13 protein-coding genes and 3 pseudogenes are annotated in these 15,155 nt (G+C 71.4%); 9 read left to right on the top strand and 7 right to left on the bottom strand.

From position 1 onward, the window contains the following. Positions 1 to 512: 512 nt before the first annotated feature. Positions 513 to 1,538: a 6-phosphofructokinase gene (locus ABZ899_RS32560; protein WP_361353294.1), complete on the top strand. Its 1,026-nt coding sequence runs from the start codon at positions 513 to 515 to the stop codon at positions 1,536 to 1,538. A gap of 9 nt (positions 1,539 to 1,547) precedes the next feature. Here the strand turns inward: ABZ899_RS32560 and ABZ899_RS32555 are convergent, their stop codons facing one another. Both ABZ899_RS32555 and ABZ899_RS32550 read right to left on the bottom strand, forming a co-directional pair. Then, positions 1,548 to 2,438, bottom strand: coding sequence for a universal stress protein (locus ABZ899_RS32555; RefSeq protein WP_361353291.1), 891 nt, complete (start codon positions 2,436 to 2,438; stop codon positions 1,548 to 1,550). A 203-nt stretch (positions 2,439 to 2,641) separates the two neighbouring features. After that, positions 2,642 to 2,917: a universal stress protein gene (locus tag ABZ899_RS32550; protein WP_361353288.1), complete on the bottom strand. Its 276-nt coding sequence runs from the start codon at positions 2,915 to 2,917 to the stop codon at positions 2,642 to 2,644. Positions 2,918 to 3,300: 383 nt separating this feature from the next. On the opposite strand from ABZ899_RS32550, the gene ABZ899_RS32545 reads away from it, so the two are divergent. From ABZ899_RS32545 to ABZ899_RS32530, 4 genes and pseudogenes are all read left to right on the top strand, one after another. Then, positions 3,301 to 3,600: a dsRBD fold-containing protein gene (locus ABZ899_RS32545; RefSeq protein WP_361353286.1), complete on the top strand. Its 300-nt coding sequence runs from the start codon at positions 3,301 to 3,303 to the stop codon at positions 3,598 to 3,600. A gap of 703 nt (positions 3,601 to 4,303) precedes the next feature. Continuing rightward, positions 4,304 to 5,428, top strand: coding sequence for a glycosyltransferase family 1 protein (locus ABZ899_RS32540; RefSeq protein WP_361353283.1), 1,125 nt, complete (start codon positions 4,304 to 4,306; stop codon positions 5,426 to 5,428). After that, the gene (locus ABZ899_RS32535) at positions 5,425 to 6,603 is read left to right on the top strand and encodes a glycosyltransferase (RefSeq protein WP_361353281.1); all 1,179 of its coding nucleotides are present in this window, start codon (positions 5,425 to 5,427) and stop codon (positions 6,601 to 6,603) included. Before ABZ899_RS32540 ends, ABZ899_RS32535 begins: the two co-directional genes overlap by 4 nt. Then, positions 6,600 to 7,046 (top strand): annotated as a pseudogene (locus ABZ899_RS32530) (SGNH/GDSL hydrolase family protein); the annotation flags it as partial. The gene ABZ899_RS32535 and the pseudogene ABZ899_RS32530, both read left to right, overlap by 4 nt. 140 nt (positions 7,047 to 7,186) lie before the next feature. Here the strand turns inward: ABZ899_RS32530 and ABZ899_RS32525 are convergent. Then, positions 7,187 to 7,402, bottom strand: a pseudogene (locus ABZ899_RS32525) (MBL fold metallo-hydrolase); the annotation flags it as partial. 781 nt (positions 7,403 to 8,183) lie between these two features. Between ABZ899_RS32525 and ABZ899_RS32520 the strand changes: the two are divergent. Then, positions 8,184 to 9,020, top strand: a complete 837-nt coding sequence (locus ABZ899_RS32520; protein ID WP_361353278.1) for an enoyl-CoA hydratase/isomerase family protein — start codon at positions 8,184 to 8,186, stop codon at positions 9,018 to 9,020. 82 nt (positions 9,021 to 9,102) lie between these two features. Here the strand turns inward: ABZ899_RS32520 and ABZ899_RS32515 are convergent, their stop codons facing one another. After that, the gene (locus ABZ899_RS32515) at positions 9,103 to 9,711 is read right to left on the bottom strand and encodes a DJ-1/PfpI family protein (RefSeq protein ID WP_361353276.1); all 609 of its coding nucleotides are present in this window, start codon (positions 9,709 to 9,711) and stop codon (positions 9,103 to 9,105) included. Between the two features lie 203 nt (positions 9,712 to 9,914). After that, positions 9,915 to 10,469: a DUF6461 domain-containing protein gene (locus tag ABZ899_RS32510; protein ID WP_361353274.1), complete on the bottom strand. Its 555-nt coding sequence runs from the start codon at positions 10,467 to 10,469 to the stop codon at positions 9,915 to 9,917. Between the two features lie 405 nt (positions 10,470 to 10,874). Between ABZ899_RS32510 and ABZ899_RS32505 the strand changes: the two are divergent. Continuing rightward, a pseudogene (locus ABZ899_RS32505) lies at positions 10,875 to 11,428 on the top strand (TetR/AcrR family transcriptional regulator). 178 nt (positions 11,429 to 11,606) lie between these two features. On the opposite strand, the gene ABZ899_RS32500 reads toward ABZ899_RS32505, so the two are convergent. Together ABZ899_RS32500 and ABZ899_RS32495 are read right to left on the bottom strand one after the other, a co-directional pair. Further along, complete coding sequence (locus ABZ899_RS32500; RefSeq protein ID WP_361353272.1) at positions 11,607 to 12,260, bottom strand: hypothetical protein; 654 nt, start codon at positions 12,258 to 12,260, stop codon at positions 11,607 to 11,609. 272 nt (positions 12,261 to 12,532) lie between these two features. Continuing rightward, the gene (locus tag ABZ899_RS32495) at positions 12,533 to 14,101 is read right to left on the bottom strand and encodes a helix-turn-helix domain-containing protein (RefSeq protein WP_361353269.1); all 1,569 of its coding nucleotides are present in this window, start codon (positions 14,099 to 14,101) and stop codon (positions 12,533 to 12,535) included. A gap of 430 nt (positions 14,102 to 14,531) precedes the next feature. On the opposite strand from ABZ899_RS32495, the gene ABZ899_RS32490 reads away from it, so the two are divergent. Together ABZ899_RS32490 and ABZ899_RS32485 are read left to right on the top strand one after the other, a co-directional pair. Then, positions 14,532 to 15,020 (top strand): general stress protein, encoded by a 489-nt coding sequence (locus ABZ899_RS32490; protein WP_361353266.1) that lies wholly within the window; start codon positions 14,532 to 14,534, stop codon positions 15,018 to 15,020. Between the two features lie 24 nt (positions 15,021 to 15,044). Next, the coding region (locus ABZ899_RS32485) for an Hsp70 family protein (RefSeq protein WP_361353439.1) at positions 15,045 to 15,155 on the top strand (111 nt) is incomplete at its 3' end.

Genomic DNA, 15,155 nt, shown 5'->3' with positions numbered 1-15,155 from the left:
GTCGTCCACATCCATATAACGAGCCAGGCACCGCCCGCGCTTGTCGGCCGAACGAGGGCCAGTGGGCCGCACGGTCCCTGTGGCATGAGCGCACTCGCCGACGTGCCCGACTACCCGACGCATGGAGACGTGGCGTATCCCGAGCCCCAGTCCCGGCACCGGCACCGGCACCGGCACCGGCGAAGTCGTGGTTGCCCGCGATCCCCGGGGCGACCTGGTCATCGGTCGCGACCGGTGGGCCCTGCGTGTGGCCGTCCACGCCGCGCTTCTCATACGCCCATCCGCCCTTCCGGCTCGATCTCGGCGGCGACGAACCGGAGCCGCACCACTGAGCACTTCGGCGCTCACGGTCCGCCCACCAGGAGGCCGGGGGTTCGCCCAGGTCGTGGCCGGCTTCGCAGCGGCCGTACGGCGACCGGCGAGGTCGCCGACGGTGCGCGCGTCGCACATCCTGGAAGAGGAGTCACACGGCTCCTGGGGTTCACGTCCGTGCGCGGATGAGGGATGAAGCCATGAAAGTCGGAGTGCTGACCGGCGGCGGCGACTGCCCCGGCCTCAACGCGGTGATCCGCAGCGTCGTCCGCAAAGGGGTCCAGGAGTACGGATTGGACTTCGTCGGCCTGCGGGACGGCTGGCTCGGCGCGCTTCGAGGCGACGTCATACCGCTGGACATCGCCGCGGTGCGCGGAATCCTGCCGCGCGGCGGGACCATCCTCGGCTCCTCGCGCACCAACCCGTTCAAGCACGAGGACGGGGTACGGCGGATCAAGGACAACCTGGCCACGCACCAGGTGGACGCCCTCATCGTGATCGGTGGGGAGGACACGCTGGGTGTGGCCACGGAGCTGAGCCGCCAGGGCGTCGATCTGGTGGGCGTGCCGAAGACCATCGACAACGACGTGGCCGGCACGGACTACACCTTCGGCTTCGACACGGCCGTGGGCATCGCCACGGAGGCCATCGACCGCCTGCACACCACCGCCGAGTCGCACATGCGCACCCTGGTGGTGGAGGTGATGGGCCGGCACTCCGGGTGGATCGCCCTGCACGCGGGTGTCGCGGGCGGCGCCAACGTGATCCTCATCCCCGAGCGGCCGTTCGACATCGATCAGGTCTGTGAGTGGGTGAAGAACCGCTTCAAGATCCACTACGCGCCGATCGTCGTCGCCGCCGAGGGAGCGGTGCCCAAAGAGGGGCAGATGTTCCTCAAGGACCGCACGCTGGACGAGTTCGGCCACGTGCGGCTGTCGGGTATCGGCGAGTGGCTCGCTCAGGAGATCGAGGCGCGCACGGGCAAGGACGCCCGCACCACGGTCCTCGGCCACGTCCAGCGTGGAGGCACTCCCAGCGCCTTCGACCGGTGGCTGGCCACCCGCTTCGGGCTGCACGCCGTGCAGGCGGTGCACGACGGCGAATTCGGCACACTGGTGGCGCTACGGGGGACGCAGATCGTCCGCATCCCCCTCGACGGCACCAGGCCGCGGACCAAGACGGTGGAACCGTCGTTGTACGACGAGTTCGAGGTGTTCTACGGCTGACAATGTGCCTCAGCCGGGATGCGGCACGATCGCCACCGGACACCGGGTGTGGTGCAGGACGGCGTGGGTCACCGGTCCCAGCCGGCCCTCCGGCGCGCGCCCATCGGTGCGGCGGCCCACGAAGAGCAGGTCCGCTTCCCGGGAGGCGTTGAGGAGTGCCTGGGCGGGGTGCAGCAGGACGACGTCGGTGCGAGCTGTCACCTGCGGATACTTGGCGCGCAAGGCGCGCAGGGCGTCGGACAGTCCGAGAACCTCCTGGTCCTCCCAGGTGGCCCGGTCCTCCTCGGTCACGAACAGCGTCTGCGGTGACACGGCCTCGGCTGGAAGCGCCCACGCCTGGACCACCCGCAGACGCGCCCCGCGTGCCTCGGCGACGGCGAACGCGAGGTCCGCGACCTCTCTGACCGGACGGTGCGCGTCGAACCCCACCACCAGTTCGGCCGCACGGGCGGCCGCGCGTGTCCCGCCGCCGAAGCCCTCCACCTGCCGTTGGGGCACCACGACCACGGGACAAGGAGCCGCCGCGGCCACACGCCGGGCCACGGATCCGACCGCGAGACCGTCGAAGCCGCCCGAGCCCCGTGTCCCGACCACGAGGAGTCCGGCGTCCTGTGCCGCGGCGAGCAGCGCCGTGGCGGGTGCCTCCGCGGTCTGCTCGCAGTACGCCCGCAGGTCCGGGTAGCGGGCGCCGAGATCGGTGACCACGCGCTGGAGCGTCATCTCGCCCAGTCGGTGCAGCGTGTCCCTGGCCCGGGCGGGGACCGCGTCGCCCGGAAGCTGCGGGGAGGCGTGCACCAGACGCAGCGGAACAGCGCGCCGCAGAGCTTCCCGGGCGGCCCACTCGGCCGCGGCGAAGCTGCGCTCCGATCCGTCGACACCCGCCAGCACAGAGCGACTCATCGCGGCCTCCTCAGCCCGCCGTGCGCGTCCGCGGACGCCTTCGGCCCTTTCGCACTGTTCCACGAGCGGCACCGGGGGTCCCCGGCCTGCACGGCCAAGTCACCACGGGCCGTCCGCTCTGGGCCGGCCGAGAGCGTCACCATCACCTGACAGGGCGGCCGGCACGACGGGGCACCACGGCGTTCGCGCACCTCACGCACACGTCAGTCGTGGGGTACCACGGCCACCGGGCACCGACCGTGATGGATGGCGGCCTGGGCCACCGGGCCCAGATGGGGTGCCGGTCCGTGCCGGTGCGCACGCCCGACGACCAGGAGTGCGGCATCCTCGGCGGCCTGTACGAGGACTATGGAGGGGTTCGCGAGGCGGATGCTCTCGGCCACGTCCACCTGCGGGTACTTCTCGCGCCAGGGCCGGAGAGCCGTGCGCAGTGCGTCGCGCGCGTCCCGTGTCATCTCTTCGGTGATCTCGTGATCCACGGCCCCAGGGCAGGCGGGCACGCAGCGGCAGGCTCCTGCCATGGGCGGCCAGCGGCCATGCGTGCGGCAGGCGCAGGATCACTTTGTGCTTCTCGGCCCCGTCGGCGGCCCATCTGATGGTGGCAGGGCTCTCGGGAGAGCCGTCGAGGCCCACGATGACGGCCTGTTGCATGGCGGCGGCCTCCGTCTCGTACGAAGCTGGAGATGTCGTGAAGGGCGATGAACGTCTCGAGGGGCGCTGACGTTCTGGACGTCGCCCACGGAACGAGTACAGCCTGTTCCTTTCCTTGAGGGGTACCTCAATCTCCGCCGCGGCGCATGTGGGCCGAGGGAGGAGAGCGCGGGCGACAGGGAGGTCGCGTCCCGAACACCGGGAGGTAGCGATGCCGCACACTGCGGAATGGAAGATCCGTCTCCATCTCTTCGAAGACGACGAAGGGATGACGAAGGCACGCGCGGTACTGGACACCGGGACGACGACGCTCACCGGGCACGGGACGGCACGCTGCAATCCGACGGACGCCAACGTGCCCGAGATCGGCGACGAGCTGGCTGGAGGCAGGGCCATGGACGACCTGGCCCAGCAACTGCTGAGTCTCGCCGTGGGCGACATCGAGGAGTGGAACGGTCCCGGCCCGGCATCCGTCAGGTCACTGAACGTCCCGTATGAGTCTCGCCTCTGAGGGCGAAAAGGAATCCGTCATGACGCGGCAGGGGCGCCGACTTCTGGGACCCGCTCCGAGTGATGGCGGATCTCCGCGTCTCCATGCATCAGCTCATGCGCGCGACCGTGAGAGTGCCCAGGGAGGCCGGCGCCTGTCCGGTCGGGGGATGGCGATTGCGTAGTCACCGGGCCCGCGCGCGAGACCGGTCCGGCGGCATCGCGGTGCCCGTACGGTCACCCGGTGGCGAGTGAGCCTCGGCGTCGTCCGTCCTAGAGGCGATGTCCCATCAGCCAGCGGACCATCCGGGACAAGGGCCACCTGCCATGTCTGAGGGTGCCGGAGCAGTGCCGGTGACCGTGCGCGGCCTGCCTGTGGCGAGGGCGCGCACCGGGGCCGGGCGGATCGCTCCGGCACGGCGCTCAGACTCGGAGCGGTCAGTCTCGGAGCCGTCGGTCTCGGAGTGGTCCCGTCCCTGGGTACGCGTCCGGATCCGGCCGCGCGGCGGTCGGGGGCCGGGGCGTCGGTCATGGTGTCCCCGCGCCGAGCACGGTACGCATCCCTTTCGGGTGCCGCGGCGGAGAAACATCGGGTGTCCCGCGGGACAGGAGGACATGGACACCGTCTGACCTGCACGGGTGCGCATCACAACGCTCACGGGGCGTTCCTCGGCCGGAAAGATCGACGTTGACGCGTCCACGTCCAGCACGGCGACAACACCGGTATGCGTGTCGTCATCGTGACCGAGTCCTTCCCTCCCGACGTGAACGGCGTGGCCCACTGCGCACTCCAGACCGCCCGGCACCTCGTCGAGCGCGGCCACTCCCCCGTCGTCGTCGCCCCGGCCCCCGCTCCTGGCATCAGGCCCGACGCCCCGGCTCCGTGCCCCGTCGTCCACGTCCCCTCCCTCCCCCTCCCCGGCTATCCGCAGGTCCGTGTCGCCCTGCCCAGCCGCCGCCTGGCCGCCACCCTCGCCGAGCACCACGCCGACGTCGTCCACCTGGCCAGCCCCTTCGTCCTCGGGGTGCGCGGCATGGCGGCCGCCGCCCGTCTGGGCATCCCCGCCGTCGCCGTCTACCAGACCGACCTGGCCGGGTACGCCCGCACCTACATGGGTGCCGGAGAGGCCGCTGCCTGGCGGCGTATCCGCTCCGTCCACGGCGCCGCCGACCTCACCCTCGCCCCCTCCAGCGCGGCCCTGCGCGACCTGCGGACGCACGGGGTGCCCCGGGTCGAGTTGTGGCCGCGCGGCGTCGACACCGAACGGTTCCGACCTGATCGCCGTGATGAGGCTCTGCGCCGCGAACTCGCCCCGAACGGCGAGATGATCGTCGGCTATGTCGGCCGGCTCGCGCCCGAGAAGCGGGTCGAACTCCTCGCCGGTGCCTGCGGCCTCGACGGCGTCCGGGTCGTGATCGTCGGCGACGGGCCCAGCCGGGCCTCGCTGGAGCAGGCGCTGCCCGGCGCCGTCTTCCTCGGCCGCCGCACCGGCGACGATCTCGCGCGGATCTTCGCCTCGCTCGATCTCTTCGTGCACACGGGCCCGTTCGAGACCTTCTGCCAGACCGTCCAGGAGGCCATGGCCAGCGGTCTGCCCGTCGTGGCACCCGCTGCGGGCGGACCCCTCGACCTGGTCGCGCACGGGCACACCGGGCTGCTCGTGCCGCCGCACGACGAGACCGCCGTACGGGACTCCGTCCGGGCCCTGGCCGCCGGCCCGGCGCTGCGCGCCGCCTTCGGCGCCGCCGGACGCGCGACCGTCGAGGGCCGCACCTGGGCCGCCGTCGGAGACCGGCTCATCGAGCACTACGCGGCCGTGCTCGCCGGGCGCCGGACGGTGGCGGCATGAACGCGAACAGCGCCGACCGCCGGTCGCTGCGGATCGTCCGGCTCGCCAACTTCGTCGCCCCCGCCTCCGGCGGACTGCGCACGGCCCTGCGCGAACTCGGCAGGGGGTACCGGGCGGCGGGGCACGAGCCCGTCCTGGTGGTCCCCGGCGAGCGAAGAAGCGACCGCGACACCGACCAGGGCCGGGTGATCACACTTCCCGGGCCGCTGCTGCCGGGCACCGGCGGCTACCGCGTCCTCGCCGACAAGCGACGGGTGGCCGGACTGCTGGAGCTGCTCGCTCCGGACCGGTTGGAGGTGTCCGACCGCACGACCCTGCGGTGGACCGGCAGATGGGCGCGGCGCGCCCGGATCCCGGCCGTGATGGTCTCCCACGAGACCGCCGACGGCGTCCTGCGCACCTGGGGCCTGCCCGAGGGGGCCGCCCGGCGCACCGCGGACGCCCTCAACGTCCGTACGGCTCACGCGTACGCGCGCGTGGTGTGCACGACCGAGTTCGCCGAGCGGGAGTTCGTACGGATCGGGGCGCGCAACGTGGTGCGGGCCCCGCTCGGCGTCGACCTGGCGCTGCGGCACCCTGCGCTGCGCGACCCCGGACTGCGGACGCGCCTCGCGCGCGTGGACGAGACGCTGCTGGTGCTGTGCTCGCGGCTGTCCGTGGAGAAGCGGCCCGGCACGGCGCTGGACGCCCTGGAGGCCCTGCGGCGGCGCGGACGCCGGGCGGTGCTGGTCGTGGCCGGGGACGGCCCGCTGCGGCCGCGCCTCGAACAGCGGGCGCGCGCGAGCGACCTGCCGGTCACCTTCCTCGGGCACGTCTCCGACCCCGCCCTGCTCGGCGCGCTCCAAGCGTCCGCCGACGTGGCCCTCGCACCCGGGCCCGCCGAGACGTTCGGGCTCGCGGCGCTGGAGGCCATGGCGTGCGGCACTCCTGTGGTGGCGAGCACGTCGTCGGCGCTGCCGGAGGTGGTCAGCTCCGCAGGGGCCGTCGCCGCGGACCACGGCGAGGCGTTCGCGGACGCCGTGGACCTGCTTCTGGAACGCCTGGAGGTGGATCGTCGCGAGCAGGCACGCGCGCGTGCGGAGCGCTTCGGGTGGCAGGCGGCGGTCGACGCGTTCCTCGCCGCCCATGACGCGGCCGTTCCGGTGGGGCCGTCCGTGCCCGGAGGCACGGCATGAGACCCACGCCGGGACCGGCGGCCTCGCGCGACGCCGGGCCCGGCCCGAACGGCGGGCCTCTGACGTTCGTGGCCCTCGGGGACTCGCTGACCGAGGGGGTGGGGGACCCGGTGGGCGACGGGTGGCGCGGCTGGGCCGCGCTGCTCGCCGCCGGGCTGGGGACCGGAACGCCCAGGTTCACCAACCTCGCGGTCAGCGGGGCGCGAACCACGGACGTGGTGGAACGGCAGCTGCCCGTCGCGCTTCTGCTGTGCCCCGACCTCGTGTCCGTCGTCGTCGGCGTCAACGACACCCTGCGCGGCACGTTCGACATCCGGGCCGTCGCCGCCCGGCTCGACCGGGTGTACGCGGCCTGCGCCGGGCAAGGCGCGGTGCTGCTCACGGCATGCCTGCCCGACCCGGGCACGATGCTCGGGCTGCCGGGGGTGTTGGCGCGTCCGCTGGTGGCGGCTTCCTTGTCGAACTGGCCGTCGAACAATGCGTGCCAGTTCTCCAGCGACTGAACCGATCGCTGCTCCTGCGCCTCACTCACCACATCCGACAGGGTCACCAGCTGTGCGTCGGGAAGGGCCGTCAGTGTGGGCCCGGCTCCGAAGAAGTGGTCGGCGTGTCCGTGGGTGACGTAGACCGTCGAGAGGTTGGCGCCCGAGTTCCGCACCCACTCCGCCAGTTCTTCTCCCTCGGAGGTGGGGAGCAGGGCGTCGACCAGGAGGGCGTCCTCCTCGCTCGCGATGAGGGTTGCGGTGGTGGCCGGCCACGTGGCGTGCTGCGGTGCGGTCCACCCGGGCGGGTTCGGAATGGGCTTCTATCCACTGTTGAAGACGTCGATGGAGACGGACATGGCGTCTCCCTTCCGAGCTGTGGGGGTGTACGGCCGCCACCGACGCGACGCCCGGGCAGTACGGCTGTCCGGCTCACTGCGGGGACAGCGCTTGACGAGCGTCGCTGGGGGTCATCGGAGCGCGTTCCCGAACACATGGGCGGGTGGCCCGGCGCCACGGCCGTGTCCGACCGCGTCCCGTCCGGCTCGCCGACCGTTCGGGCCGCCGCCGAGCCGAACAGCACCAACGGCGGACCGGACCGGCGTCACCGACCCGTCCGGACACAGGGCGGCGACGAGGTCCGTGTCATCACCAGCACAGCAGCATCGCCGAGATGGCGCATGCCGAGGGGGGAAGGGGCGGATGTGTGACTGCCGTGCGCACCGGGGGCAGAGCGAAGAGCGCCTACCCTGTGGCACCGTCTCGTTGCCTCCGGGAGGGCCGGACCGTGATCGCCGCAGACGGTGCCAGCCAGTGACCAGCACCGCACCACCGGTGGTACCGCGCTCAGGCGTGCCACGGACCCGGCGTGCGCCCGCCCAGTCCATGCCCACCCTCCGCACCGCTCCCGCCCGTCACCAGGCGAACCTGCGATCGGCGGTGCAAGGGAGCAGGATGGACCCCCTACTACGACCGCACGGCCCGCACCGCCTGATGCCTCGGCCCACCGAGCCGGACCTCCGGAAGACGTGGTCGACGCCACGCCGTCTCCGCGTGCTGACACCATTCGCGGCGGACTCGCCCTCCCTTGGAGTCGCCATGGCCTTCGACTACGCCTCGCTCCGTACTCGAGTCGAGCACGGCGTTCTGTACGCCACCCTCGACGCCGGCCCTCTCAACCTCGTTGGCGTCGACCTCGTCCGTGACCTGGTATCCCTCGTCGACGCGCTGAACACCGAACCCGCAGGCGTGGGGGTCGTCGTCATCGACAGTGCCTCGCCGGAGTATTTCTCGGCGCACGTCGATCTCACGGCTGTGCCCCAGTACACGGCCGAGGCCGCGAAAGCCGGCGGCCCCGGTGACGCGTCCCTCGGCATGTTCCTGCACAAGCTGGCACAGGTCCCGGTGATCACCATCGCCAAGGTGCGCGGTCGTGCCCGCGGCGGGGGCAACGAACTCGCTCTCGCCTGCGACATGATCTTCGCCGCACGCGAGAACGCGGTGTTCGCCCAGTTCGAATGCGGTACAGGTGCCCTGCCCGGCGCGGGCGGCCTGCAGCACCTGCCCCGACGACTCGGGCGGCATCGCGCCATCGAGGCCATCACGTCGGCCGACGACTTCGACGCCGATCTCGCCGAACGCTACGGCTGGATCAACCGCGCCCTGCCCGACGCGGAACTGGACGACTTCGTCGAGCGCCTGGCCGAGCGCATCGCAGGCTTCCCACCCGAGGGAGTCAAGGCCGCCAAGCGCACCGTCAACGGCCTCACGCTCGCCCGCCCCGCAGACGTCCGGTCCGACGCCGCCCTGTTCCAGAGCCTGATCAACCTGCCCGAGACCCGCGAGCGGCTGAGCTACCTGGCCGGCCGAGGCCTCCAAGAACTCGGCGAAGTCGAAACCCACCTCGGCAGAGTCCTGACGGAGTTCCGCCGCTGACCCAGCGCGCAGACGGGCACGTCCGGATCATGCGGGAACCGATCGCGTCGGCCGATCAGACTCGCCGTCCCGGCTCACGGTGTCAGCGTTGGACCAGTTCGCCCGCGCGGACGGCGTGCAGGGCCCGCTCGACGGTCTCGCGGTTCTCACCGACCGGTGCCACGTAGTCCAGGACGCCGCGCGCCGCGTCCTCTCCGATGGTCCGGGTGATCACCCAGGTGGCGAGATACTGGGACGCCAGGCAACCACCCGCCGTGGCGATGTTCCCCTCGGAGTGGAAGGGCGCGTCCAGCACGGTCACCCCGCGGGCCTCGACGAACGGCCGCGTCTTCACGTCGGTGCTGACCGGCATACCGCCCAGCAGCCCGAGACCGGCCAACACCAGGGCGCCGGAGCACTGAGCTCCGACCAGCTGCCGCGAGGGATCGAGCCGCAGCCGGGCCAGCAGCCGGTCGTCGGCGACCACCTCACGCGCCTTGACCCCGCTGCCGATCAGCACGACATCGGCGTCCTCGATGAACTCCATGGGACGTTGCCCGGTCACCTCGACGCCGTTCATCGACGTCACCACCGGCGTCGGTGTCGTGATGTAAGCCTCCAGGCCCTCACCGCGGCACCGGTTGATCAAGGCGGCGGCGATGAAGCTGTCCAGCTCGTTGAACCCGTCGAAGGTGACCACCGCTACCTGCATCACAACCCCTTGTGTGGGACTTCGCCGTCCGCTCACGGCGGCATCGCTGACCAAATGAGCCAATCACGACCGGCGATATTCTGCCAGGAATTCTTTGGCCGACGGCGTCGCAGTCACTCGTCGGTCGCTGCTCGGCCGAGAGCAGGGCGCACCCTGCCGTTCGACGAGGACGGGAGCGAAGTCACGGGCCGGCCGCTCCTCTGTCACGCAGAGTCGTCGGGGACCCTGCCAGTGAGTTGTTCTTCCTCCATAAGAAGCGGCTGCGAGAGCGAAAACCCGAACGCGGTCTCCGTGAAACGCAGCATGGCCATCACAGGATCCCCGGGGACAGCGGTGCCGTCCGTCGGCAGCCCCGCCTGCGCCATCCGGTCGAGATAGCGGTCAGGGTCCGCTCCGGACCGCAAGTGAGGCAAACCCGGGTCGAAGCCGCAGACCTCGTGGCCGTCATGTACATGGATGAAGGCCGGCGCCGTCGCCGTACTGATCAGCGCGACCATGTCCGTACCGGCCGCAATCTGCTCGATGACGCCTTCCTCCAGAATGCGGGCACCCCAGTGCTGCAGGGCGAAGGACCACTCCCCGCAGGCGCCCGCCATGATCACCGCGCCTTCGCCCTCGTCCCCGTCCTCGAGTTCCAGCTCCTGCGTATCACTCGATGTCAGCCATTGAAGCGAAGCCTCTGTGCACCCGAACCTGATCAGTAGCTCTCGGGGCGTCACATCGCGGACGAACACCAGAGAAAACCCCTGCTTGAACATAGAGGGCAACCATGAAATGCCAGACATTCCCGCGTCCTCAACTCCGACCAGCCGTGCCGGCTCCTTGATCGGGGTAGTCAAACACGGCAGCGAGAGCGACAACACCGAGGCCACACACGGCTTGTGACATGGCGTCAATGCCTGACTGACGGCTCGGCCCCGCCGCCCCCCGGTCCAGGCGGTCGGCCGGACCGCCGGCGGTGAAGCGCCGACCAGCTCGTCGCGGCCTTCGGTGCGGCGGGCCCAGCTGGCACTCCCTCCCCCGGCACGACCGGTCGACTGCCGCACACCCCTCTCGACCGTGGCCGGGAAGGGGGGCGGCTCGCCCGGTGGCGCGATCCGTCGGGCCACCCGGGTACACCCGCGGCACCGCCACGGGCTCGGGACTCACCGCCCCGCGGTGCTCTGCGCGCCGTTCAGCCAGGCGAGCTTCTGGAGGAGGACGGCAGCGCGGGACTGTCCCTGCGCGCGGTGGCACGACGGGCCGGCGTCTCACCGACCGCTGCCTACCGTCACTACGCCGACCGGGACTCGCTCGTCTCCGCGGTCGCCGCCGAGGGGTACCGCGAACTCGCCGATCACCTCGCGGCGGTCCATCCCGCGCCTTCGACGCCCGACGACCTGGCGGCGGTGGCGGTTGTCTACGTGCGGTTCGCGCTCGATCACCCCGCTCCGTTCCGAGCGATGTTCGCCGAGCCCTGCGATCCCAGCAGCGCGGAGCGCGTGGCCGCGACCGCGGCGATCACCGAGTACGTGCAGGGGATCGTCCGCGACGCCTTCCCGATGGCGGACAATTCGGCCGCACTGGCGACCACGGTGTGGGCCCCGGTCCACGGTCTGGCGTTCCTGCACCTCGACGGCAAACTGGACAGCTCCACACCCGAGGTCGTCGCAGACCAGTCCGCGCCTCGGTGCACGCCCTGTTCAGCGTGATGCCCGCGACCACCCCGGCCAAGTGATCCCGGTGGCCGTCCGGGTTCCCCGGATCGCCAGTCAACCGCTGTGCTTGTCCGTGGTGACCCGGTGCCGGGCCGGCGCGGGACGCGTCCCCACCGTGATCTCCGTTCGGACACGGGGGCTTTCCGAACGGGTGGGTTGCCGTAGGCGTGCCGACCGCACTCCCCTGCCCGCGTTGCCTCAGCCGGGCACGACCTCGAAGCCGACCGACTCGGTGCCCGTCTGCCGCCAGTCCGTGGTGACGTCCGCCTTCAAGGTGTACGCCCCGGGCTCGTCCAAGCTGTCCTCGAAGTTGAAGAGCGTGATACCCGGCGGCCGGCACCGCCCGCTCGTCACACGCCGCACCACCTCGGAACCACGGCTCAGCGTCCACTTGACGTAGCACCCGCGGTCCAGCCGGCCGGTGTCGTCGTACACCTCGGTGTCGGCACCAGGCCGCGCCCCCGCGCGATAGGTGTCGGGCCCCGTTTTCCCGGACGAGCCCAGCTTGATCCGTACGACCAGCGGGCCCGTGTGCCCGGAGGTCTGAACGACGGCCGCTTCGGGAGTGTCCTCCTCGACGGGCCGAGTCACGGGATCACGCGTCGGCTCGGGCGCCTCCGGCTCCTCGTCCGGCGCGGACGTGTCCTCCTCCTGCGGAGGGAGCGTGTGCGCGGCATCCGGCGTGGGCAGGGCCGCGGAGGTGTCCGTTGCGGCGGGGCCCGCGACCGACGGCGGAGCGGGGTCCGCCCCCTTCAGCTCCTTCACGCCGACGATCAGGCCCACCACGGCGGCGACGAGGCTGATGATGACGATGACCGGGTGGTCGGCCAGGCTTCCGCGTGCGGTACTCATGGTGGTCCTCCCCCGTCGGCTTCCCCAGAACCCGTGCGACGTCCCTGACGCCCGGTGCCGATGGGGCAGACCATAGCGAATACGGCATCGCGCCGAGACCGGTTCCGCGGCTCCTCTCCCCGGCGTCCTCGACAGGCCGGCTGTCCCCCTCCCCCACTCACCGGGCCGTCAGCATCGCCATGGTGCACCCCAGGGTCCCGGCCCCGTGTTCCCTTTGTACGGCCCGCCGGTCGAGGGCACAGGTCAGAGAAGCACCAAAGGGGTGGGTGTGCTCACCCGGGTCCGCCCAGCAAGATCTTCCACACCCGGGTCGCGACCTGCAGGTTGAGGCGGTCCTCCACATTCGTGAGGTCATGGCCGCTGATCTCGCGGATGCGCTGGAGCCGGTAGCGAAGCGTGCTGCGGTGGATCGCGAGGGATTCGGCGGTCTCGGCGTAGTTGCCGCCGCAGTCGAAGTACCGAGACAGAGTCTCCACGAGCGCCGCACGGTGCCGGTCGTCGTAGTCGACAAGCTCTCCGAGCCATTCCCGGACGAACCCCTCCAGCTCCTGGTAGTCGTTCCCAGGGCCCAGGATGCGGTAGAGGCCAAGGTCGTCGAAGAACGTCGTGCCGTAGCGGCTCGGAGACCGGCGGCGTACCTCCAGGGCACGCAGTGCTTCCTGGTAGCGGCCGGGAATGCCCTCCGGGCTGTCACAGCGGGCGCTCACCCCGATCGTCCCGTCCGATGTGCCGGTTTCCCGAGCGAGCGTCTCGTACAAGGCATGGTCGTCGGGCTTGCCCTCGGCGACCAGGACCACGTGGTCGGAACGCCGGGTCACCAGTGACGGCAAACCCACGGCCGAAGCCGCCCGGCCCACGGCCCGCGCGAAAGCGTCGTCCGCGGCCCGGCTCCTCCACTGCACGACGACCACGTACTGGATGCGGTGCAGGTCGTGCCCGAACGCCTCGGACCGGGCGTAGGCGCTCGCCTCGTCCGTGCCCCCCAGGAGATCGTCGACCAGTTCGCGACGCAGTCGCAGCTCCAGCTCCGCCAGGTGGCGCAGATGCGACAGCTCCAGGGCGAGTGACGCGGCAGCCTGCTCCAGAGCGAACACGGTGTACTCGTCGGCCTCGTTCCGGGGATCGACCAGGGCGAGCACTCCGAGGACCTCACCGCGGGGGCGCACCAGGGAGACCAGTCGATCCTTGATGCGCACGGGCCCGCATCTCCGGGCGACCTCCTGGAGCATCTCTTCATGGCGTGCGGGGTCCGGTTCCGGATAGGGGTCGGGCCGGCCGGGGCCGGTCCAAGACCGCAGTCGGCCGAAGCGGTCCTCCACGAGCACCGGAAGTCCGGTGAGCTCATGCAGGGCACTGGTGACGGCCTCCTCGCCGCCGCCCGAGGCCGCCGCCTCGGTGAACGCGTCGTGCACGGCCCGCTCATATCCCGCCTTGACCACGAGGGAGATCAGCCGCTGCTGGAGGGTTGCTTGTTCTCGTCGGAGCCGGTGCAGCTCCAGCACGTCCTCCTGCTCGCGGCGGTGCGCGGCGGCGACCGACAGGGCCGCGGCGGTGAGGCGTACCAGCACGGTGAGCAGGAAGTGCTGGGCAAGGGTGGGCCGGGAACGAGACGTCACCACGAGGTAGCCGTACAGTCCACCGGGACCGTGCAGGGCCAGTGCCCGACCCCGTGACCGGCCGGGAACGGCCACGGGGCCGTCCCGCCCCGTCAGCTCTCGCACCGTCCGGTCGACGACCGACGGGTGGTCCGTCCCGCCCTGCGGGCTGGGCAGCAGCTGGCCGTGCACCCTGAGGTATCCGGCCTCAGCCCTGTACGGGCCGACGGCCGAGACGTGGTCCATGGCCAGGCGCAGGATCTCGCCCTCGTTCCGGGTGTCGAACAGGGCGCGGACGACTGTCAGCAGCTCGTGGGGAGACGGGGTCGCCCGGGTTGGGAAGGTACCGACGGGGCCCTCGCCGCGGGGCCGCCGGATGCCAACCGCTCGGCTCCGTGGGGGGCTGCCTTCGTGGCCGGGACGGCCTCGGGACATGTTCCGCGCCCAGCGGCCGACCATGGGATCACTCCCTTTCCCGAGCCCTCATGGAGGTGGGCGTACTCCACGTACCCCTTTGCGACCGGCTCACCCGAGGTCTTCGGAGTTTCCACTCGTGCTCGTGGGGGGACGGGCTCCGTCGTTCTTTGACCTGCCGGGCGCAGGCGTGGAGCTGCTCGGTTCGCCAGTCTGGGGCGTGCCGGGGGCCGCCGTGCATACCGGCAGGAAGGACTGGGCGATGACCGAGCAGCCGCGCAGGCCCGTTGCGACGTACGAGACGTACCACGAGGCCGAACGTGCCGTCGACCACCTGTCGGACCAGGGGTTCCCCGTGGAGAGGGTGGCCATCATCGGCCAGGACGTCCGCCTCGTCGAGCAGGTGGTCGGACGTCTGAACTATGGCCGGGCCGCCCTGCACGGTGCGGCGAGCGGGGCCCTTCCCGGTGCGCTGATCGGCTGGCTCTTCGGGTTGTTGAACTGGGTGGACCCGGTCGTCTCCGCCCTGCTCCTCGCCCTCTACGGCCTCATTTTCGGGGCGATCGTGGGCGCGCTGTTCGGTCTGCTGCTGTACGCCCTGCAGGGCGGCCGCCGGGACTTCACCTCGGTCCGCACGATGCAGCCCAGCCGGTACGAAGTCGTCGTGGACGAAGCGGTGGCCGATGAGGCCGTACGGCTGCTCCGCGGGCTTGAGACCACCGGCGACGGCGGACGTCCCGCTCATACATGAACGATCGGACCGCAGCTGCGGCGCATGCCGCCGCACCGGGAGGAGTTCCTCATGGCGAAGGCAGTGGGCATCGACCTGGGTACGACGAACTCGGTGATCGCGGTGTGGGAGGGTGGTGAGCCTTCGGTCGTGCCC

Source organism: Streptomyces sp. NPDC046859 (assembly GCF_040645135.1).
Lineage (GTDB): Bacteria > Actinomycetota > Actinomycetes > Streptomycetales > Streptomycetaceae > Streptomyces.
This window is presented reverse-complemented; position numbering and strand designations above follow the sequence as displayed.

Bases quoted from the DNA above. Each gene is read 5' to 3' on its own strand.
- ABZ899_RS32495 (WP_361353269.1), bottom strand. From the start codon at position 14,101: ATGGACCACGTCTCGGCCGTCGGCCCGTACAGGGCTGAGGCCGGATAC.
- ABZ899_RS32510 (WP_361353274.1), bottom strand. From the start codon at position 10,469: ATGTTCAAGCAGGGGTTTTCTCTGGTGTTCGTCCGCGATGTGACGCCC.
- ABZ899_RS32515 (WP_361353276.1), bottom strand. From the start codon at position 9,711: ATGCAGGTAGCGGTGGTCACCTTCGACGGGTTCAACGAGCTGGACAGC.
- ABZ899_RS32545 (WP_361353286.1), top strand. From the start codon at position 3,301: ATGCCGCACACTGCGGAATGGAAGATCCGTCTCCATCTCTTCGAAGAC.
- ABZ899_RS32560 (WP_361353294.1), top strand. From the start codon at position 513: ATGAAAGTCGGAGTGCTGACCGGCGGCGGCGACTGCCCCGGCCTCAAC.
- ABZ899_RS32500 (WP_361353272.1), bottom strand. From the start codon at position 12,260: ATGAGTACCGCACGCGGAAGCCTGGCCGACCACCCGGTCATCGTCATC.
- ABZ899_RS32490 (WP_361353266.1), top strand. From the start codon at position 14,532: ATGACCGAGCAGCCGCGCAGGCCCGTTGCGACGTACGAGACGTACCAC.
- ABZ899_RS32540 (WP_361353283.1), top strand. From the start codon at position 4,304: ATGCGTGTCGTCATCGTGACCGAGTCCTTCCCTCCCGACGTGAACGGC.
- ABZ899_RS32535 (WP_361353281.1), top strand. From the start codon at position 5,425: ATGAACGCGAACAGCGCCGACCGCCGGTCGCTGCGGATCGTCCGGCTC.
- ABZ899_RS32555 (WP_361353291.1), bottom strand. From the start codon at position 2,438: ATGAGTCGCTCTGTGCTGGCGGGTGTCGACGGATCGGAGCGCAGCTTC.
- ABZ899_RS32520 (WP_361353278.1), top strand. From the start codon at position 8,184: ATGGCCTTCGACTACGCCTCGCTCCGTACTCGAGTCGAGCACGGCGTT.